The sequence below is a fragment of the Photobacterium halotolerans DSM 18316 genome (assembly GCF_000425165.1).
GTDB classification, from domain to species: Bacteria; Pseudomonadota; Gammaproteobacteria; order Enterobacterales; family Vibrionaceae; genus Photobacterium; species Photobacterium halotolerans.
Genome location: NZ_KE384319.1, coordinates 514,032 through 532,259, shown reverse-complemented (window position 1 = coordinate 532,259; position 18,228 = coordinate 514,032). Strand labels below are relative to the sequence as shown.

17 protein-coding genes and 1 pseudogene are annotated in these 18,228 nt (G+C 51.4%); 10 read left to right on the top strand and 8 right to left on the bottom strand.

Going from position 1 to position 18,228, the window contains the following annotated elements; all coding sequences use genetic code 11:
• Nucleotides 1–47: 47 nt before the first annotated feature.
• On the bottom strand, nucleotides 48–1,637 hold the full coding sequence (locus tag H511_RS0111750) for an EAL domain-containing protein (RefSeq protein WP_027252472.1): 1,590 nt from the start codon (nucleotides 1,635–1,637) through the stop codon (nucleotides 48–50).
• 213 nt (nucleotides 1,638–1,850) lie between these two features.
• Nucleotides 1,851–3,302, bottom strand: a complete 1,452-nt coding sequence (locus H511_RS0111745; protein WP_027252471.1) for a diguanylate cyclase domain-containing protein — start codon at nucleotides 3,300–3,302, stop codon at nucleotides 1,851–1,853.
• A 380-nt stretch (nucleotides 3,303–3,682) separates the two neighbouring features.
• On the opposite strand from H511_RS0111745, the gene H511_RS0111740 reads away from it, so the two are divergent.
• The 4 genes from H511_RS0111740 (at nucleotide 3,683) to H511_RS0111725 (ending at nucleotide 7,816) form a co-directional block, all read left to right on the top strand.
• Nucleotides 3,683–4,201 carry a GNAT family N-acetyltransferase gene (locus H511_RS0111740; protein WP_027252470.1) on the top strand — a complete coding sequence of 173 codons (519 nt, stop codon included), beginning with the start codon at nucleotides 3,683–3,685 and terminating at the stop codon, nucleotides 4,199–4,201.
• Between the two features lie 41 nt (nucleotides 4,202–4,242).
• Nucleotides 4,243–4,824 (top strand): GNAT family N-acetyltransferase, encoded by a 582-nt coding sequence (locus H511_RS0111735; RefSeq protein ID WP_211225201.1) that lies wholly within the window; start codon nucleotides 4,243–4,245, stop codon nucleotides 4,822–4,824.
• A 182-nt stretch (nucleotides 4,825–5,006) separates the two neighbouring features.
• The gene (locus H511_RS0111730) at nucleotides 5,007–7,346 is read left to right on the top strand and encodes a membrane-bound PQQ-dependent dehydrogenase, glucose/quinate/shikimate family (RefSeq protein ID WP_027252468.1); all 2,340 of its coding nucleotides are present in this window, start codon (nucleotides 5,007–5,009) and stop codon (nucleotides 7,344–7,346) included.
• Nucleotides 7,347–7,354: 8 nt separating this feature from the next.
• The gene (locus H511_RS0111725) at nucleotides 7,355–7,816 is read left to right on the top strand and encodes an anthrone oxygenase family protein (RefSeq protein WP_051288102.1); all 462 of its coding nucleotides are present in this window, start codon (nucleotides 7,355–7,357) and stop codon (nucleotides 7,814–7,816) included.
• Between the two features lie 57 nt (nucleotides 7,817–7,873).
• Here the strand turns inward: H511_RS0111725 and H511_RS23240 are convergent, their stop codons facing one another.
• Nucleotides 7,874–8,557 (bottom strand): RT0821/Lpp0805 family surface protein, encoded by a 684-nt coding sequence (locus H511_RS23240; RefSeq protein WP_051288100.1) that lies wholly within the window; start codon nucleotides 8,555–8,557, stop codon nucleotides 7,874–7,876.
• A gap of 411 nt (nucleotides 8,558–8,968) precedes the next feature.
• Here H511_RS23240 and H511_RS0111715 point away from each other — a divergent pair, with 411 nt between their 5' ends.
• From H511_RS0111715 to H511_RS0111695, 5 genes and pseudogenes are all read left to right on the top strand, one after another.
• Nucleotides 8,969–10,066 (top strand): sensor domain-containing diguanylate cyclase, encoded by a 1,098-nt coding sequence (locus H511_RS0111715; RefSeq protein WP_027252466.1) that lies wholly within the window; start codon nucleotides 8,969–8,971, stop codon nucleotides 10,064–10,066.
• A 45-nt stretch (nucleotides 10,067–10,111) separates the two neighbouring features.
• Entirely contained in the window at nucleotides 10,112–11,047 is a 936-nt protein-coding gene (locus H511_RS0111710) for an alpha/beta hydrolase (protein ID WP_027252465.1), read from the top strand.
• Nucleotides 11,048–11,091: 44 nt separating this feature from the next.
• Complete coding sequence (locus H511_RS0111705) at nucleotides 11,092–11,526, top strand: DUF2214 family protein (RefSeq protein ID WP_027252464.1); 435 nt, start codon at nucleotides 11,092–11,094, stop codon at nucleotides 11,524–11,526.
• A gap of 178 nt (nucleotides 11,527–11,704) precedes the next feature.
• Nucleotides 11,705–13,065: pseudogene (locus H511_RS23235) on the top strand (glutamine synthetase family protein).
• A 31-nt stretch (nucleotides 13,066–13,096) separates the two neighbouring features.
• Nucleotides 13,097–13,819 (top strand): glutamine amidotransferase-related protein, encoded by a 723-nt coding sequence (locus H511_RS0111695; protein WP_027252463.1) that lies wholly within the window; start codon nucleotides 13,097–13,099, stop codon nucleotides 13,817–13,819.
• Between the two features lie 77 nt (nucleotides 13,820–13,896).
• Here H511_RS0111695 and H511_RS23230 read toward each other — a convergent pair whose 3' ends face one another.
• The gene (locus tag H511_RS23230; protein ID WP_211225200.1) at nucleotides 13,897–14,358 is read right to left on the bottom strand and encodes an MFS transporter; all 462 of its coding nucleotides are present in this window, start codon (nucleotides 14,356–14,358) and stop codon (nucleotides 13,897–13,899) included.
• Nucleotides 14,359–14,376: 18 nt separating this feature from the next.
• On the opposite strand from H511_RS23230, the gene H511_RS25220 reads away from it, so the two are divergent.
• Entirely contained in the window at nucleotides 14,377–14,508 is a 132-nt protein-coding gene (locus tag H511_RS25220; protein WP_420835033.1) for a hypothetical protein, read from the top strand.
• A 122-nt stretch (nucleotides 14,509–14,630) separates the two neighbouring features.
• Here the strand turns inward: H511_RS25220 and H511_RS0111685 are convergent, their stop codons facing one another.
• The 4 genes from H511_RS0111685 to H511_RS23225 all read right to left on the bottom strand — a co-directional run bounded on the left by H511_RS0111685 (nucleotide 14,631) and on the right by H511_RS23225 (nucleotide 18,179).
• Nucleotides 14,631–15,338: an anti-sigma factor gene (locus H511_RS0111685; protein WP_027252462.1), complete on the bottom strand. Its 708-nt coding sequence runs from the start codon at nucleotides 15,336–15,338 to the stop codon at nucleotides 14,631–14,633.
• Complete coding sequence (locus H511_RS0111680; protein ID WP_027252461.1) at nucleotides 15,335–15,868, bottom strand: sigma-70 family RNA polymerase sigma factor; 534 nt, start codon at nucleotides 15,866–15,868, stop codon at nucleotides 15,335–15,337. The genes H511_RS0111685 and H511_RS0111680 overlap by 4 nt, the downstream gene beginning before the upstream one ends.
• A 124-nt stretch (nucleotides 15,869–15,992) precedes the next feature.
• Nucleotides 15,993–17,105 carry a HupE/UreJ family protein gene (locus H511_RS0111675; RefSeq protein ID WP_027252460.1) on the bottom strand — a complete coding sequence of 371 codons (1,113 nt, stop codon included), beginning with the start codon at nucleotides 17,103–17,105 and terminating at the stop codon, nucleotides 15,993–15,995.
• A 21-nt stretch (nucleotides 17,106–17,126) separates the two neighbouring features.
• Nucleotides 17,127–18,179 (bottom strand): tetratricopeptide repeat protein, encoded by a 1,053-nt coding sequence (locus tag H511_RS23225; protein ID WP_051288096.1) that lies wholly within the window; start codon nucleotides 18,177–18,179, stop codon nucleotides 17,127–17,129.
• Nucleotides 18,180–18,228 lie beyond the last annotated feature (49 nt).

Below are 18,228 nucleotides of genomic sequence, written 5' to 3'. Positions count from 1 at the left end.
GTTCGCCGGATGCTAGATAACAGGGAGCAGACTCCCTGTTTGAACGACTAGCCTTCAAATGAAGGGGCAGCTTGTAAGCGTTTCTGGCCGTGGCTTTGCTCCTTCATCTTTTGCATGAAGATCGCCGGGGGGAGTGGCTTATCGTAAAGGTAGCCCTGGAAGAACTGAATGTTGTGCTGTTTGAGGTAGGTTTCCTGTGTCGCGTTTTCCACCCCTTCTGCAACCACATCAATGTTCAGTCTGTTTGCCAGATCAACCACGTTATCTACGATATGGCTCGGCATGTCTACCGAACCAATCAGGTGAGTAAAGCTCTTATCAATTTTAATGATGTCGATGTTGAACTGGTTGATATAGGCCAGCGATGAATGACCTGTGCCAAAATCATCCAGCGCAATCTGAACCCCCAGATTATGCAGCTTCTCGAACAGGAGAGCGGCATGCCCTGTGTCTTTGATGAACTCTCGTTCTGTCAGTTCAGCGACCAGTTTTACCTTTCCCTCCGGAAAGGCGGACATGAAACTCAGACAGTCTTTATAGAAAAGCAGATCATTACACTGACAGGGGCTGATATTAATGGCCAGGTGAAAGCCGTCAGGCAGATATTGATGATTCTGAAGTAAATAAGATTTCACGCTGGTCAGTACCTGAGTGGTCATGACATTAATCAGGCCGGTGTCCTCCGCCAGAGGGATAAACAAGTCTGGCATGATGAAACCCTGATTCGGGTGGTGCCAACGCATTAATATCTCCGCGCCGCAAACCCTGCCCTGATGGTTGACAATAGGTTGCAGGTAAGGCAGAAACTCGTTTTCTTTTACGGCTCGCCGTAATTCCTCCTGCAGTGAGCGCGGGCGTTTGAGCTGACGGTAGCCATTGATGCTGATGACAATAGCAATAATGACACACAGAGACATAGAAATGTACAAATGCGACAGCATGTAATCCAGATACATTGTCTGGCTTATCCGAGATGAAATGGTGAACTCATCATCCCGGGAGTTCAGGGCGATTAATGTGCCGTCTTCTGTCTCAGAGTACGAAGTGGCGTAGGTGACGCGCTGCTGGTTATTTAACGTGATTGTTAACGGAATTTTCTGTCCAATGGTCTTGAGTGTTTTCTTTATATATTGGACATCAATACTCGCAATGACATACGTTTCACCGACTGCTGAACTGAGGAACAGAATTTTTTCATTTGGATTGAAATAGTTGTGCGTAGCCAGAAACAGATGAGAGTCGCCAGCAATACGGGTGTTCGCATTTCTTTTTAATGCTTTACTGAACAGCGATGAGCAGTAAATGTAATCATCCTTCACTAAATTGACGGTGCGAATGTTAGGGCTGAGCACTGAAATGCGCTTTAACTCAGCCGCGGTTGCGGGTGTACAGGCGGCGCCAAGCAGTGGAGTGGCTTTATTAATAGCAACATGGGCTTCATCAATGGTGTTTTGGAAAAGCGCATTCGCAATGGTGGCTTTTTCTTTTACAAGGTCTTCCAGATTGCTTCTGCCATGCAGGTAAATGCCGCCCAGGCCAAGCGTCAGGACACTAAGCCCCAGTAACATGGCCAGCAGAAAATGTTTATAACAAGTGACAAAACGAATAAGGAACCAGTTTTTACAGGTTAATGTCATGTGAATACTAATAAAGGAAAAGTAAAGGTGGTCACTCTGTGATTGTTATGTTTGTCGCACTTATTATGAGTTTCATTAATACGGCGGCGCGAATTTTATAGCATTATGATTATCTTTTAAACACACATCACATTTACATTCTGTTGGTTCATTGATTTACATCAATAAATGAGGTGTTTCTACTGTGAGCCTTGCGGAAGATGCAAAGTATGGTCAGATTTTTTCCGCGGAAACCGGTTGTTGCGCTAATGCTAACTGGCACTGATTTTTGCCGTTTTTCTTCGCGCAGTACATGGCCTGGTCCGCGTGTTTCAATAGTGCCTCGCGCGTCGAACCGTGCGAAGGATACATTGACACGCCTATGCTGACGCTGAGATGGAGCGGGTTGCCTGCCAGCATAAAAGGACGGCTGAACATGGCGAGTATTTTGTCTGCCAGCATTGTGGCTGTATCTGTCGTCGCGATATTTTCCAGTATCAGTATAAACTCATCGCCACCGATTCTGGCCACAGTATCGGTTTCTCTCAGTGAGTTCACCAACCTGATTGATACGGCTTTCAGCAGTTTGTCTCCGGCATCATGACCGAAAGTGTCATTCACGTCTTTAAATCCGTCCAGATCGACAAACATTAAAGCCATATTGGTATTGTTGCGCTGGCAACGCAGAATGGCGCTGTCAATTTTTTCCTGGGCGTAGCGAAGGGTGGGCAGATTGGTCAGCGCATCATGGTTGGCCATGTGCCTCAGTCGTGCTTCAGTCTGGTTGCGTTTTTTTAGCTCGCCGCGTAATCGGGCTATCCAGAAGCCAAGCACCAGAATAACCATCAGTGCAACGGCAGACCAGCGATAAATATCCGTGAAATCATGACTCTCTATCAGGGTGAACTGCGTCCATTTTCTGGAAATCTCACGATGTTCTTCAGGGGTAATAGATTGCACAGCCAGATTCATCAGGGTGAGCAACTCTGGCCTATCCAGCCTGACTCCTACAGCAACAGGTAAAGAGAAGTCGAGTTTGGCAATGATCTTTTTACGAAATACTTCTTCTTGCAGTTCCTCTATCAGGGAATCTAAAGGTGCAACAAAGGCGTATACTTTGTCGGTATTTAATAACTGCATGGCTTGCAAAGGGGTAGCAGCATAGACTTGCTGAATGTCCGGGTGAGTCTCCTGCAATCTGGTCATAACGGCGGTGTGCTTCGGCCCGGCAATAGCTTCTCCGGCTAATTCATCTAAAGATGTCAGCATAGGTTTATCGGGTTTGGCGACCAGTACATTGTGAATCATGTAATAGGGCGAGGTAAACGACAGGTACTTTTCCCGTTCCGGGGTTCGGCTGATAGCCGGAATGAAATCGCAGTGGCCGAGTTGAAGGGCCGTTAAGGCCTCACTCCAACTGCTCGTGAAATAGGGATGGAAAGTGACATCCAGATAACGCTCAATAAGATGCAGATAATCAGCAAAAATGCCTCTGTGCTGCTCTTGCTCTTGGTAATCATACGGACGCCAGGCAGGATTAAAACAGTAATACACTTTCCGTGAAGAAGTCGGCCAGGATTCATGATCTGCAGAGGGTTGTATCAATGGATCCTGATGGGAAGCACTCGCGATTACCGGTGCAAATCCAGCCAATAATACAAAAAGCTTGAGAAACTGATTTCTCATTGCTCCTCCCTGAGAACTGCAATCCATACCACTGTTTTAGAGAAAATGAATGTAACGTTTCGTTTGATTTTTGACCGAGCTCTCACAAGTCTAATTCAGGATAAAAAATAAGCAGGTCGAAATGACAAAAATTTAATCTTCTGCACAAAGTTTGATTCTCATTACTTATCGATTGACGAGTAAATTCTTAAAGATCATGGCATTAACTGAAACAGGTCATGTATTGAAAGAGTGTATTGCGATATTGAATATTTTAAATGCAACCAGGCTCTGTGCATTGGTGTTTAATGAGAGCGGTAGTAAGATAGCAGGCTGATGAAAAACGGCTGAAGTAAGGCAGTTGAAGTAGGGCAGTCGAAAGATAGATTACAGGGGTAAGCATGCTAATCAGAAAGGTTGCGCTGCATGATGCTGAAGGACTAGTGGCACTGTTTCATTTACTGGATACAGAGACGGCTTTCATGCTGTTTGAACCCGGGGAGCGCCAACTGACAATAGAGCAGCAAAGAAAGCAGTTGTCGGAATTCGTGGATTCAAGTCAGCAAACGATGTTCGTTGCTGAAAACGAGGCTGGTGAAGTGATCGGCTTTATCGTCGGCGTGGGCGGTAAAATGAACCGCATCAGGCACTCTCTTTACTGCGCCATTGGCATTCGAAAAAGCGCTCAGGGTAAGGGTGTCGGCCGGCAACTGATGGCATCTTTAGAAACGTGGGCATGTCATCATGCTTTTCACCGGATGGAGCTGACGGTGATGGCGCACAATGCCCCCGCTCGTCATCTGTACAAGGCGGCCGGGTTTGACGAAGAAGGGATCAAGCGAGACGCCATGCGGGTGGATGGTAAGTATATTGATGAAATTTATATGGCTAAATTGCTGAACGCGAATTCACTGAAGTGATCACATGGCTGTGATCGCCACACAACACAGGTAGGTGCCCGATGATTGAAAAATTAAAGAGAGACATTTGTCAGTTGCAGACTCAAAGGCTCATCCTGCGGCAATGGGAAGAGGGTGATAGCGTGCCGCTTGCCGCCATGTGTGCTGACCCGCAGGTAATGCGGTATTTTCCTGCGACCCTGAGTGAAGCCGAAAGTGCCCAGCTTGCACAGAAAGCGACTGCATTGATTGAGGATAATGGCTGGGGATTTTGGGCAGCAGAGCGCAAGGACACCGGCCAGTTTATTGGCTTTGTCGGTTTACATTACCAGGATCTCGATATACCAAACACTCCGTTTATTGAGATTGGCTGGCGACTGGCTGCTGATCACTGGGGAAAAGGGTTTGCACCCGAAGCGGCAGAATGTGCCTTGAAATATGCTTTTGAGCAGTTACAGGCTCCTGCTGTCTATGCGTTTACCACGTTAGCCAACCAGCCTTCCCGACGCGTGATGCAAAAGCTGGGCATGTCTGATTGCCAGCAAAATTTTATGCATCCTAAATTGCCGCGTGATCACGCACTGGCGGAGCATTGCCTGTACCGAATTACGCAACAAGAGTGGCTGCAGCTCAATAAAGAGTGATGGCCGGGAATGCTACCGCTTTTGCATGACAGTATTGACCGCTATTTTCTTGGTCACATCTGATTGAATTTCAGTACTTCTTTTCCACATAGTCTACGCTTTTTTAGGTACGGTCAGCGTGTCAGTGACCCGTTTTGCTCACCGTCTGAATTTGCCGAATAACACTAAGAAGGAAGAGGCACATGGGATTCATCGCATTTCTGTATCTCCTTATCGGGCTGGTGCTGTTTGGGGGTGGCCTGTGGCTGATCTCTCTGGGCGGCAGCTGGTACTTTGCTATTGCAGGCGTGGTGTTTTTGCTGGTTGCTGCCAAAGTCAGAACCAAGCGCGGAAATGCACAGATCCTGTACGGTTTGTTTTTGCTGGCATCGCTGATCTGGTCATTGTGGGAGTCAGGTTATGACTGGTGGCCACTGGCCAGCCGGATGGGATTACTGCTGGTATTGGGCATACCGCTGCTGTTTTCTTTCCGTCTGATGGGGCGTACCAGAATCAGCCGTCTGACCGCGTACTGGTGGTTAGTCGCACTGGTGACGCTGGGCAGTATGTTTAACGATACGCACAAGCTGGAAGGCCAGCTCAACGCCTCCACTATTGTCCAGACACCGAAACTGGGGCAGGTACCTGAAGGGGATTGGTACAGCTACGGCCGCAGCAATCTGGGACAGCGTTACTCGCCGCTGGAGGCTATCACCCCGCAGAATGTGGGTCAGTTAGAGCAAGCCTGGCAGTACCAAACCGGTGATGTGAAAAGAAAAGGGGATATCGGCGAGTTTACTTATGAGGCCACGCCGCTGAAAATCGGCAATACCTTGTATTTGTGTACCCCTCACAATTGGCTGGTGGCTCTGGATGCCGACAGCGGCCAGCAGCGTTGGGTGTATAACGCGAAAGTCGGTGAGGACAATCAGCGCCAGCACCAAACCTGTCGCGGGGTGTCTTATCTCGCGCCTCAGGCGGGTGAACCGGCCATGATTTCGCAGCCCGGCTCCGGTGCAGCGGAAACATTAGCCAGTATTGACTGCGATGCGCAGATCTTTTTACCAACCTCAAATGCCAGGCTGATAGCGCTGGACCCGGCCACCGGCGCACGCTGTAAAAACTTTGCTGAGGACGGGGTGCTGGACTTACTGCACAATATGCCTTTCCCCAAATCCGGCTATTACTATTCCACGTCTCCGCCTGTGGTGGCAAAAGGGGTCGTGGTTGTGGCCGGTTCAGTCAATGATAACTATGACATCAACTCACCATCCGGGGTTATCCGTGCCTACGATGTTAAAACCGGGGCGTTGAAGTGGAACTGGGATTCGGCCAATCCAACCGATACCCAGCCGATTGCCAAAGACAAACTGTATGCGACCAGTTCGCCGAACAGTTGGTCTGTCGCCAGTGCGGACGAAGCGCTGGGCTTGATTTATATCCCTATGGGCAACCGCACTCCGGATCAGCTGGGTATGTACCGCACCCCAGAGGAAGAGAAGTACGCCTCTTCAGTTGTGGCATTGCGCCTGGATAATGGTCAGCCCGCCTGGGTACAGCAGTTTGTGCATCATGATCTGTGGGATATGGATACCCCCGCCCAACCCAGTCTGTTAGATATTCAGACCGACAGCGGTCTGGTGCCCGGACTGGTTGTTCCGACAAAACAGGGCGATGTCTATGTACTGAACCGGCAGACCGGCGAGCCCATCCATCCGATTACCGAAGTGGCAGCACCTCAGGGAACGATTGATGGTGACTTTGCCTCTCCGACCCAGCCTGAGTCGGCTCTGAACTTTAATCCGCCGCTGCTGGAAGAGAAAGACATGTGGGGCGCAACGCTGATTGATCAGCTCTACTGCCGTATTCAGTTTCGCCAGTTGCGCTATGAAGGCCGCTATACCCCGCCATCAGAGCAGGGAACCATCGTCTTTCCCGGTAATTTTGGTGTCTTTAACTGGGGAGGAATAGCCGTGGATCCGGAGCGGCAGGTAATGTTTGGTATGCCGCTCTATCTGGCTTTTACTTCCACCTTAATTAAGAAAGACAGCAGTGCATCGCTGGGTGAGGTCAACGTGGGTGAACACGGTGTGAATGCCAACGAAGGCGCCGACTACGCCGTGAGTCTTAAACCTTTCCTGTCGCCGCTGGGTGTACCTTGTCAGCAACCTCCCTGGGGCTATGTGGCCGGTGCTGATCTGAGTCAGGGTAAAGTCGTCTACAAGCACAGAAACGGGACAATCCGTGATCTGACCCCCTTGCCACTGCCCATCGAAATGGGCGTTCCCGGCATAGGCGGGCCGATCATTACCAAAGGCGGCGTTGTCTTTATGGCTGCTGCTGTCGATAACTATCTGCGTGCATATGATCTCAGCGACGGTGAAGAAATCTGGAAAGCCCGCCTGCCCGCAGGTGGACAAGCAACACCTATGACTTACCTCAATAGTCAGGGCGAGCAGATGGTGGTGATTGTGGCCGGAGGACATGGTTCAATCGGTACAACGCTTGGGGACTATATTGTTGCCTTTAAGCTGAAAAAATAGCGCAAGCCATGATGTCTTTGGCGGTGACCGGCGCGGAACTCTTTGGCGTACTGGCGGCATTCAGTGCCAGTCTGTTTTGCGGCGCGGCTTGCTATATCAGTCTTGTCGAGCACCCCGCCAGACTGGAGTGCGGTGCGGAACTGGCGGCGACTGAATTCAGTCCCAGCTATCGCCGTGCCGCCAGAATGCAGCTCAGCCTTGCTTTATGCTCGGCATTGTCTGCGGTGACCGCAGCGGCTCTGGGCAGTTCAATGTTGTGGCTGTTGGGCGGAGCACTGATAGCTGCGGTGATCCCTTTTACGTATCTGATGATCATGCCGCTGAATAAACGGCTTCAGTCACCGGCACTGAAAAAACAGTCCAGTTCAACGTACATGCTGCTGGAGCATTGGGGGAGGTTACACGCGGTCAGATCTGCCATGAGTATTCTGGCTTGTCTGGCCTATTATGCGGCTCTGATGCTGGAGTAGCGGTATCGGCCGTTTATCCGGGCTCAGCACCGGAGCCGCATTAAAAATGGCACTAAGCTAGCCGGTAGAGACCACTTCCCATGTACCGTCCGGCAGTTTGCAGGCGGTGCCGACAGCGGTTTCTGTTGTCTCGTTCACTGTGACCATTTGCTGAAACTCTCTGCAATAGCGGCCACTGGTGGTTGTGCCTTCCCGCATTGCTTTTACCGAGCCAGAAGCGGTGCCATCCTGCCATTGTACGGCACGGCCGACCGGCGATGTAGTGGCCGTTATCTGTGCCTGTTCATGACGCCGTTGCTGGTGTTCATCGAGCTGGTTTAGCAGTTCGAAGTGAATGGCGGTGAACCCGAGCCAGTTAATGGCTTCCTGATTCGTTCGGTATTGTCCGTAGCCAGCATACCAGCTGCCGTAAGGCCGGGTAACCCGAATACTGTTAACCACATAATGACGATCCGGGGGGACAGCAGCATTGCTTTTGTTCTGTCTGGCCAGATAGTCGTCGATGTCAACATAGTGGCGGCTGTCCATCACACCATTTTTTAATTCTTCTCTGGTGATGCGCCCTGTGCGCTTTTCGATGCTCACCTGTGGCGAGTAGATGGGTTGCTGGGTGCTGAGCAGTGCCAGCTTTTTGCCGGCTGAAAATGAAGCATCGGCGGCATAAGCGCCGGACGCCACTAACATCAGAGAGGAGAGCAGTAAGGATGACCCTGACAGCATAAAAGAGACTGTGCGATGCATTGTCGAATACTCCATATCTAAGGGCTGTATATTAAATAACGAATGCCTCCTGCCTGTTGTGTCTATACTCCCTTATTTCCTCAGTATAGGCAGCGTATTCATAGGCTTGTGGATTCCATGTCCTGGGTCTAAAAATCGATACATCTTCATGCAGAATGGTCAGCAAAGGCTATTCTTGACGATATCAGTGACAATGAACCCTGATGCGGCTGATAGAAAATGCTCAGCGTTGGTGTATTAATGTTTGATGTGTGATTAATTGCTTATCTGTCTTTATGCAGGCCGCCTGTTTCTATACAGACAATATGATCTTCTGACTGAGTGCGGTTTGGTCTTTAGTTATCAGTCATCAGTCACCAGTTATGAGCCATAGCCACTGTGTCTGATGCAGCGAACAGAACAAGGGAATGTATGCACACTGAATATTCTGAAAGCGAAAACGTGATTCGCCGCTTACATGAAATTACGCAGTCGTACGATAAAGGCTTTGATTTCCAGATGCATGCGCTCATTCAGCTGGGACTGGAGCGATTCAACCTGGACATCGGTATTCTGGCGCAGGTGGAAGGTGATACTTACACCATACGTCATTGTATTTGCCCGGAATACATGCCTCTTATGCCTGGCAATGCATTTGAATTTGGTATGACGTACTGCGCTGTTACTTGCGAATCAAACGGTGTTGTTGCTATTGAGCACGTCGGTAACAGCGATATATTGGGTAGCCATCCAGCCTACCGGCACTTTGGGCTTGAATCCTATATTGCTATTCCTATTCATGTGGGCGGAGTGACCTGGGGGACGCTGAATTTTTCCAGCCCTGCTCCTTATCCCCGCGCATTCAAAGCCATCGATATCGATTCTCTGCAACTGATGGCGAGCTGGATAGAGGTCGAGCTGGTACGGCGAATGCAGGAAAACCAATTACGGGAACTGAATGTAAAACTGAAGGAAATGGCTTCGATTGATCCGCTGACCCAGCTGATGAACCGGCATGCTTTTATCGACAAATTATCACGGTATGTCGATCATTTTCGCCGCAGCAAGCAGCAGGAAGCCGCGTTACTGTTAATTGATATTGATTCTTTTAAGGGATTGAACGATACCTACGGCCACTTGCTGGGTGACAAAGTGCTGGTTGAATTTGCAAAAGTGATCACTGCTAACCTGAGAAGCTATGATGTTGTGGCCAGGTATGGCGGTGAGGAATTTGTTATTTGGCTGGTCGATACAGACAGAGCGGGTATTGAGGTGGTGTGCGACCGCTTAATGAGCGGGCTGGATAATCTTGCACTGGTCGATGAAAAACTGACCGCCAGCATCGGTATCTGCCATCTGCAAACCCGGCCGGTTGCTGAAAACGCACTGTCGCAGTTTGTCAAACCCGCGCAGATGATCGATGCCATGGTAGCCAGAGCCGGCCAGGCACTTTGTCAGGCCAAAGCGAATGGCAACGCAAGATATGCATTTTGCAACGCAGAACCTGTGTATCTGGATACCTTAAGTTAATCAACCGCAGCTCAATCTGAACGACAAGGAGTCAGTCGCTAAGTCATGGTAAAACTGGATAATGGATTGAAAATCTGGCTGGATGCCTACCATCAGGGGCTAACGCAACTGATGCAATCTGGCTATGTTGCCACTGTTGAAGCCATACGGGACGGGCTGTCGAACCTGACGGCGACTTGTGTGACTGACTCGCCCCACATCGCCAGAGTGCTCGACACCTGCGTCGCTGAGCACACACAGGCTGTTCCTGTCCGTATTTATCATCCCGCACCTGACAGGCCGTTGCCTGTCATTGTTTTTTTGCACGGCGGCGGCCACATGGCAGGCAGTGTGGCTGTGTACGATCCTATCTGCCGCAAGCTATCCAAAACCACGCAACACATTGTGGTGTCGGTTGATTACCGTTTGGCACCTGAGTGGCCCTATCCCAACGGATTATCGGATGCCAGCATTGTGATTGAGCAAATCTGGCCTTTGCTTGAGCAGCAGAAGTTAGCGTATTTACCGACACTGACACTGATCGGCGATTCAGGGGGCGGCGCGATGGCGGCCACTCTGAGTGCTGACTATCAGGATCATCCCGACGTTAGCATAGACAATCAGGTGCTGATTTATCCCAGTCTGGATTACACCATGAGCCAGCCTTCGGTCGCCGCAAACGGCAAAGGGCTGTTTCTCCAGCAGGATAAAATGCAGTGGTATTTTGATCAGTATTTTCAGCATGGCGAGGACAGGCAGGCCGCTTCCCCTTTGTTTATGGCTAAGAGTGGCCGCATGCCCCGAACGCTGATGATCACAGCTGAATTTTGCCCGTTACGGGATGAAGGCGTGGCTTATGTGCAGCAACTGTCTGCGCTGGGCGTTGATACCGAACATTTTCATCTTGATGACATGATCCACGCGTACCTTAATCTTGAATCGTTAGTGCCGGGCCAGTGTGGCGCTACTTATCAGAAAATCGCTGACTTTTTAACCACATAAATGCACAGCTTACTTTTCGCACTTTGCCACAATAAGGACCCAGTATGTTCGAAATCGTGATTCGCTATTTCCACTTTATCGGCATTTTTGCACTCTTCTCCGTGCTGGTGGTCGAGCATATGCTGATCAAGCGCCGTCTGACAGCCGAGGAAATGCACCGTCTGGCAAGGCTGGATGCTCTCTATGGCATTTCAGCCGTTGTTGTGCTTTTGGCCGGGCTGGCAATGTGGTTTCTGGTGGGCAAACCTGCCGCTTTTTATACTGCGAATCCGGTCTTTCATGCCAAAGTGACCTTGTTTCTGATAGTCGCCGCCTTATCGGTGTTTCCGACCGTTTTCTTTTACCGGCACAGACGCACAACCCGTGAAACCATTCCGGTACCGCCTGTCATTGTTATTCTTATCCGTCTGGAGTTATTACTGCTGCTTGCGATTCCCTTGCTGGCGGTGCTGATGGCGAAAGGTATCGGGCTGGGCTGAGGCACTGCGGAATACTGCCTGACGACAGCGCGCGAGGTGCCGGGATTGATTCAGATTATCCTCTCAAAACTGCCTGAAACTCAGTATGTTGCAAAATCGCATCTAAGCTTAATGTAAGAGCCGAACCGTAGTTGTTGTACGGCGCTGCTCTGGGGGTTGAGCAAAGGGGGTGAGGCTGATGATGGAAGCGCGAGCAGTAAAATCTGTGGCCGATGCAAAAGCGATTGTCGAAGAGCGTGGCCTGACCCATGTCAAGGTCGGCCTGTTTGATAATGACGGCATCATGCGCGGCAAATACATGTCCAAAGCCAAGTTTTTTGCATCGCTGGAGAAGGGGTTTTCTTTTTGCGACGTGGTGCTGGGCTGGGATGTGAGCGATCAGCTCTATGACAATACCCGGTACACCGGCTGGCACACCGGGTATCCGGATGCCCCCGTGCGTATCTTGCCGCATACTTGCCGTGATGTGCTGGACGAAGAGGGCATGCTGCTCTTTATTGCTGAATTTACCGGCACGGCTGAAGCTGTGTGCCCGCGCGGGGTGTTACGACGAGTGCTGGCAAAAGCGGAGGCGATGGGATTCGAGGTTCAGGCCGCGTTGGAATATGAATTCTTTTTATTTCGCGAAACACCGCATTCTGCGCGGGAAAAAGGCTTTCGCAATCTGCAAACCGTCACGCCTGACTGGTTTGGCTATTCCATGATCCGCAACTCGGTCTACAGCGAGCTGTATCACGACATTCTGGCGATGGGCCAGACTATGGATTTCCCCATCGAAGGAATTCATTCCGAAACCGGGCCGGGTGTGATCGAAGCGGCGATTGCCGTTGATCAGGCAGAAGCGGCAGCAGACAAAGCCGCGCTGTTTAAAACCTACATGAAAGTGCTGGCGCAGCGTCGGGATTTGCTGGCGACCTTCATGGCGAAATGGTCAATGGACTATCCCGGCCAAAGCGGTCACATCCATGTTTCCCTCCGGCATAAAAACGGTCAATCCGCTTTTTTTGATGCCAGCCAAACACATGGCATGAGCACAATTCAACGGCAGTTTCTGGCGGGCCAGCAACGTTTGATGCCCGAATTTTTGTGCATGATTGCCCCAACGATCAACAGTTATACCCGCATGGTGCCCGGTTTCTGGGCGCCGACGCATGCGACATGGGGCATGCGTCGGCGCTGAGGGTGATACCGGGGAATGAGACATCCCAGCGTATCGAATACCGGCTGGGCGCAGCAGATGCCAACCCCTACCTGGCACTGGCGGCGGCTGTGGCGTCAGGGCTGTACGGCATCATGCATCAATGGCAGCCATTGGAAGCGGTGGCAGGTAATGCCTATGAGCAGCCGCAACCTGCCGAACTGGTGCTGCCGGCCACTTTGTGGGAAGCCGCGCAGCGTTTCAGAGCCTCAGACGCAGCCCGCTCCCTGCTGGGAGAGGAATTTGTTGAGCATTTTGCCGCGACACGCGAGTGGGAAGAGCGCGAATTCAGAAAGCAGGTCACGGACTGGGAGCTTGCCCGGTATTTCGAAATCATTTAATTCGCGATGCTACAGAGAGGGAGAGACAATAATGCGATTAGGCGTGCTCTTGTGTGACGATGTGGCGCCTGAGCTACAGGCCGCTCACGGTAACTATCGGGACATGTTTTCCGCTCTGTTTCATGATTATTCAAAACAAATCACCCTGGTGTTCTACCGTGTGATTGACGGTGAATACCCCAAAGATGTTGAAGAGTGCGATGCATATATCACTTCGGGCAGTCAATTCGGCGCCAATGACGGTTTTGTCTGGATCGGACATTTAATGGCGTTCATTGAAAGGCTGTATGAAGAGAACAAGCCTTTGGTGGGTATCTGTTTTGGTCATCAGCTGATGGCAAAGGCGCTGGGTGGCGAAGTGGTGACATCCGGCAGAGGCTGGGGCATCGGTGTCAACAGCTATGCGGTGAAGAAAAAAGCCGGCTGGATGAAAGGTGCCGGGTCAAACGTCTCTCTGGTGGTCAGCCATCAGGATCAGATCAGTCAGTTACCTTCTGAGGCCAGAGTGCTGGCAGGCAGTGATTTTTGTCCTTTTGCCATGATCCAGATAAAGACCTGCTTTCTGGGTATACAGGGACATCCTGAATTCACGAAAGCTTATGTGAAAGATCTGATGACAGCCCGTCGGCAGCTTTACGCCGCAGAAGCCTATGAAAAAGGCATCGACTCGTTATCGCAACCGGTGGACGACAAGCGGGTGGTATCCTGGATTGTCAGCTTTCTGGATACCGCCCTGGCCAAACGCCGGTCATAAAGCCAGAGGAAAAACAACAGGCTCAGGTCATGAGCCTGTTCTGTTTTCCCGATATATATCCCCGAGTATGTCACAGATCAGGCCGTTTGCAGCGCCATACGTTGCTGCAGTAAACGGTAGCAATACACGCTTGCCAGCAGCACCCCGCCGCCAGCCACAATAGTGACGGCGAATCCGGCGCGAATCCCCATTTCATCAATCACCCAGCCAGTTAATGCTGCACCGGCGGCAATGCCTATCCCCAGGCCAGTGATCATCCAGGTAAACCCTTCTGTAAGCTTTGACTCAGGCACAATCTTTTCCACAAGGCCCATAGTCACAATCATGGTGGGTGCGAAGAAAATGCCCGCGACGAAAACGGAAGCTGATAGCGTCAGCACATCGTACACCACCAGCAGCAGGAGTGTGGCTGTCGCAGTGGCGATGGAAGCCAGTAACAACTGTTTCGGCAAAGTGAGGTTCAGGCGCAGTGCGCCAAAGGCCAGGCCAGAAATACAGGAACCCGCGGCGTAGGCCGACAGAACAAAACTGGCCGCCACAGGCACGCCCTACCGGTTATGCTTGCCAGGCTGATCAACGGGGCATTGCTCGACACAGCACGTTATATCGCAGGCAGTGAAGACAGTGTGATGGCATTGAATGAAGCGAAACAATCGCTGGACCTCATGCTAAACGGCTTGAGGCGCTGAAGGAGTGCCTGATCCCGCTTTTCATCGGCTCAAAAGCGGGATTCATGGCGCAGGGCCAGCAAGCCTTGCAACAAATATTGTGCAGCAAATCATAAGGTGACACGGTCACTTGTGGCGACTATCTATAGCCGATCCAATTCGGCGGTATAAAGTACCTTGGTTGGCAACCCTGACGGTGAGCCGCCCAGAGGTTCTTCACTAACCGCCAGCATCTGAATGTCCAGCTGGTCAAAGCGGGTATTTTTCGCCAGCACCAGTTCGCCTTGTTTCGGCAACAGGCCAAGAGAAACCGGGTTCGGTTCATTGGCGGCCACCGCCCACAGCTCGTAATCTTTATCGGCAAGTCCCCGGAACGACGATCCGGCCCGGACAGTGATATCGCGCGGGTGTACTTCTATCAGCCAGTATGACGAGGCATCTTCCCCTTTAACGACAGCTACATGCTGGACAGGTCCGGGTGCCTCGGGGATCTGGCTTTCCCGCCAGAGCAGAACGGCAAGCAAGAGCGATGCCGCGGTGGCAACACCCGTCAGCCCAGGCCACAAACGGGACAGCCTGCTTTTGATCACATGGCGGCCGGTGTCTTTGGCTGTGTTGTCATCAAAACCGAGTCGCTGGCTGATCGTTTGCCAGACTGCATCATTGGGCTCGACGGGAGCAATCTGCTGGTTGATCTCGTTGAGATGCTGTTCCCACTGCCAGGTCGCTTCCCGAATACGGGTTGATTGCATCATCAGGGTCTGAAAGCGTTGCCGGGCCGGACCGCGTAATGTGCCCAGAACGTATTCAGCGGCCAGCATATCGATCAATGTCTGGTTGTTATAGTTCATGGCGTCAGACACCTTTGTAGTTGTTGTAACCCGCGGCGAATCCAGCTTTTGATGGTTCCCAGCGGTTTATCCAGATAATGCACCACTTCCTGATGACTCAGCCCGTTAAAGTAAGCCAGATGAATCGCCTGTTGGTGCTCCTGGGGCAGCTCATTAATACACTGGCTTAACTTATGTCCGGCATCAAGATCGGCAAACCTGTCATCGCTTTCTTCCAGTGGCGCAGACTCGCCAGTCAAAGCGTCTTCTTTCCTGACTTTTTGGTAGCGCAGTATGTCGAGGGCCCTGTATCTGGCAATGCTGACCATCCAGGTCAGGACACTGCCTTTGTGGTGCTGATAATCTGCCGCGTTATGCCAGATTTTCACATAAGCATCTTGTATCGCTTCTTCGGCCAGCGCCCGGTTACCCAGCATTTTCAGGCATACAGCCAGCAATTTGCCGCTGGTTTGCTGATACAGCCTGGCAAAGGCCTGCCTGTCGCCCAGTGCCGTGGCGCTGATGAGTTTGAGGTGATCGTCCTGATCCATATCTGCCCTTGTACTGTGATGAAGAAATACGTTAAGAAACTGATTTATCAGCTTGTTTCAACGTTAGCACCCGTAATGACATTCGCCAGTGTGACAATGTCGGTTTGGTATATACACCACAAAATCAAAAGCGTTCAATGGACCATTGCAATGCTACCAGTGCGATGCAGGCTGAGCCTAAGGGCATAAACCAGCGCTGATAGCGCCATTGATGTCTGACAAGCATTAACACAGGTAAAGCAATCAGCAGTATTGATAACTGTCCGAGTTCTACCCCTAGATTGAACGCCACGACCGCCAGCAAAGTATGACTGGATGGCAGCCCCAGCTCGCCCAGCACAGAGGCGAATCCCATACCGTGCAGTAAACCAAAGCCGAAGGTCACCCAGCCCAGTTTAGTGATCAGCGGGAAGATATTGTTCAGCGCGGCAAAAAGCACAGACAGAGCAATAATGAACTCCACCCAGCGACTCGACGGCAGCCAGTTGAGGGCGGTGGCTGTCAGCGTGATAGAGTGCGCGAGGGTAAAGGCTGTGATAATCCAGGTGGTGCTGAGCAGTATAGATTTAGGGCTGTCGATACCTTTCCACTGCTGTTTATCGCGATACAGCACACAGGTCAGGAGTAGGGCCAGCAGAAACAGGATATGGTCGGTACCGATCAGGATATGGACTATTCCCTGATACAGATATTCACGGGCCGTTTCGCCCATGGCAGAGGATTGCATGTTGACTGCCAGTGAGCGGTTACTGGTATCCAGTATTCTGTTGATGCTTTGCTCAGACTGAGAAATATTTACAATCAGCTTATGGCCGGTGTTGATGTCGAACATCGCCTGATAGGACAGGCTCAGTCCGGCAGCCGACGGGCAATTGACCGCCAACGGCAGCCACAGGTAGGGCAGGTTAGCGTGTGATTCCAGCATCATGTTGCCAGCGACTGTCATGTTGCAACGGCGTCCGCCCTGCTCGAAGGTCAGTTGGTTCAGTAATTGTGCTTGTATAGCGGCCTGCTGGTTTGTGATTTCACGCCAGGTCAGGTTGCCGTCCTGATTGGTGTCCAGAACGATCCCCTTATCGGCCATCAAAGGGTACAGATCAGACAGTTGGAGTTGCCAGTTTCCGCTTAGCGTGGCGTTGTTATCTTGCTCCAGAGTCAGATACGCTGTGCTTAGCTGGTGTGCTTGCGCAGAGAACGCTGTTGTAAGCAGTGCAAAAATGATAACGAGAGTTCGCATGGTAGCCCTTCCTTGATAGCGTTATGCCTGCTGATTAAAAGCCTGCTCAGCGTGTAACAGTAATTGCCGGTCTGATAACAGGCGGTTTTGCTGCCAGTTGATTTTTGCCCAGAAAAGCGCTCTGTCAGGACGATCACCGAGCAGCAGGTAATAGCGCGCCAGTAATCCGGCATGGCTGGTATCCTGCCGTTGCTCGCGCAGGGTAATCCGGTTCAGGCAGCGAACCTGCCAGTGCTGAAATGCCCCTGTCATCTGCTCTGCGAGGGCCAGTTTCAGCAGCAGGTTGTCATCAGTTGCTCCTGAACGGGAGACAATGTCTGCCAGTGTTGTGAGTACAGCCTGAGGGTTATCCTGAGCCAGTTGAGCATCCGCCCATAAACTCAGATAGCTGATGGGGCGCTGACTGTCGGCGGGCAGGCTGAGGTGAGCGAGTGCTTCTTCCGGACGGTCTAGCGCCAGTGCCATGCCGGCCAGAATCTGCATGATCCAGACGGATTCTTCCTGCTGTTGCGATGGGTAACGAGCGGCGATGTCCTGCAGCTCACTGTAGATCTGGACGCGGTTCTCCCGGGTTTTGGCTTGCTGGAAACTGTTGTCCAGTGCGCAGGCAGCCGCTGCGAGCATCGAAGAGCGGCCAATAAGCTGCAGGCACGATTGTCTGGCTTGGCCGAATTTACCCTGGATGGTTTGCACGCTGGCCAGCAGCAATAATGCACTGGCATCATCGGGCTGCTGTTCCAGTAAACGCCTTAACGTCAGCTCTGCGCCTCTGAAATCATGTTGGTGCTGCTGAATCCTGGCCCAGAGGTAGAGCGCCTCCGGAGCGGAGGCCGCCGTCAGATGCGGTTGTATCAGGGCATCGGCCAGGCTGAAACCATCAATAGTGCCGGACGGACGCTGCGCCTCGTCAATTAATGTGCGAATGTCTTCCAGCGTCGCTGACTTGACGGCCAGCTCCGGCACTACCAGCAAAGCGGCATCCTGATTGTCAGGCAGGTAAGGTTTTGCAAGCACTGAGACACTGCAAAATACGGCAATGCTGATCACCAGTGCGGGGAAAGAGTGTGTATTCATGGGACAATTTCCTTAAAAAGTGGCCATCCCTGGCCGATCGAACACAGCA

Coding starts and splice junctions, on each gene's coding strand:
- H511_RS0111680 (WP_027252461.1), bottom strand. CDS start 15,868: ATGGATCAGGACGATCACCTCAAACTCATCAGCGCCACGGCACTGGGC.
- H511_RS0111730 (WP_027252468.1), top strand. CDS start 5,007: ATGGGATTCATCGCATTTCTGTATCTCCTTATCGGGCTGGTGCTGTTT.
- H511_RS23240 (WP_051288100.1), bottom strand. CDS start 8,557: ATGCATCGCACAGTCTCTTTTATGCTGTCAGGGTCATCCTTACTGCTC.
- H511_RS0111685 (WP_027252462.1), bottom strand. CDS start 15,338: ATGAACTATAACAACCAGACATTGATCGATATGCTGGCCGCTGAATAC.
- H511_RS0111675 (WP_027252460.1), bottom strand. CDS start 17,105: ATGCGAACTCTCGTTATCATTTTTGCACTGCTTACAACAGCGTTCTCT.
- H511_RS0111715 (WP_027252466.1), top strand. CDS start 8,969: ATGCACACTGAATATTCTGAAAGCGAAAACGTGATTCGCCGCTTACAT.
- H511_RS0111695 (WP_027252463.1), top strand. CDS start 13,097: ATGCGATTAGGCGTGCTCTTGTGTGACGATGTGGCGCCTGAGCTACAG.
- H511_RS25220 (WP_420835033.1), top strand. CDS start 14,377: ATGCTTGCCAGGCTGATCAACGGGGCATTGCTCGACACAGCACGTTAT.
- H511_RS0111710 (WP_027252465.1), top strand. CDS start 10,112: ATGGTAAAACTGGATAATGGATTGAAAATCTGGCTGGATGCCTACCAT.
- H511_RS0111745 (WP_027252471.1), bottom strand. CDS start 3,302: ATGAGAAATCAGTTTCTCAAGCTTTTTGTATTATTGGCTGGATTTGCA.
- H511_RS23225 (WP_051288096.1), bottom strand. CDS start 18,179: ATGAATACACACTCTTTCCCCGCACTGGTGATCAGCATTGCCGTATTT.
- H511_RS0111705 (WP_027252464.1), top strand. CDS start 11,092: ATGTTCGAAATCGTGATTCGCTATTTCCACTTTATCGGCATTTTTGCA.
- H511_RS0111735 (WP_211225201.1), top strand. CDS start 4,243: ATGATTGAAAAATTAAAGAGAGACATTTGTCAGTTGCAGACTCAAAGG.
- H511_RS0111740 (WP_027252470.1), top strand. CDS start 3,683: ATGCTAATCAGAAAGGTTGCGCTGCATGATGCTGAAGGACTAGTGGCA.
- H511_RS0111750 (WP_027252472.1), bottom strand. CDS start 1,637: ATGACATTAACCTGTAAAAACTGGTTCCTTATTCGTTTTGTCACTTGT.
- H511_RS0111725 (WP_051288102.1), top strand. CDS start 7,355: ATGATGTCTTTGGCGGTGACCGGCGCGGAACTCTTTGGCGTACTGGCG.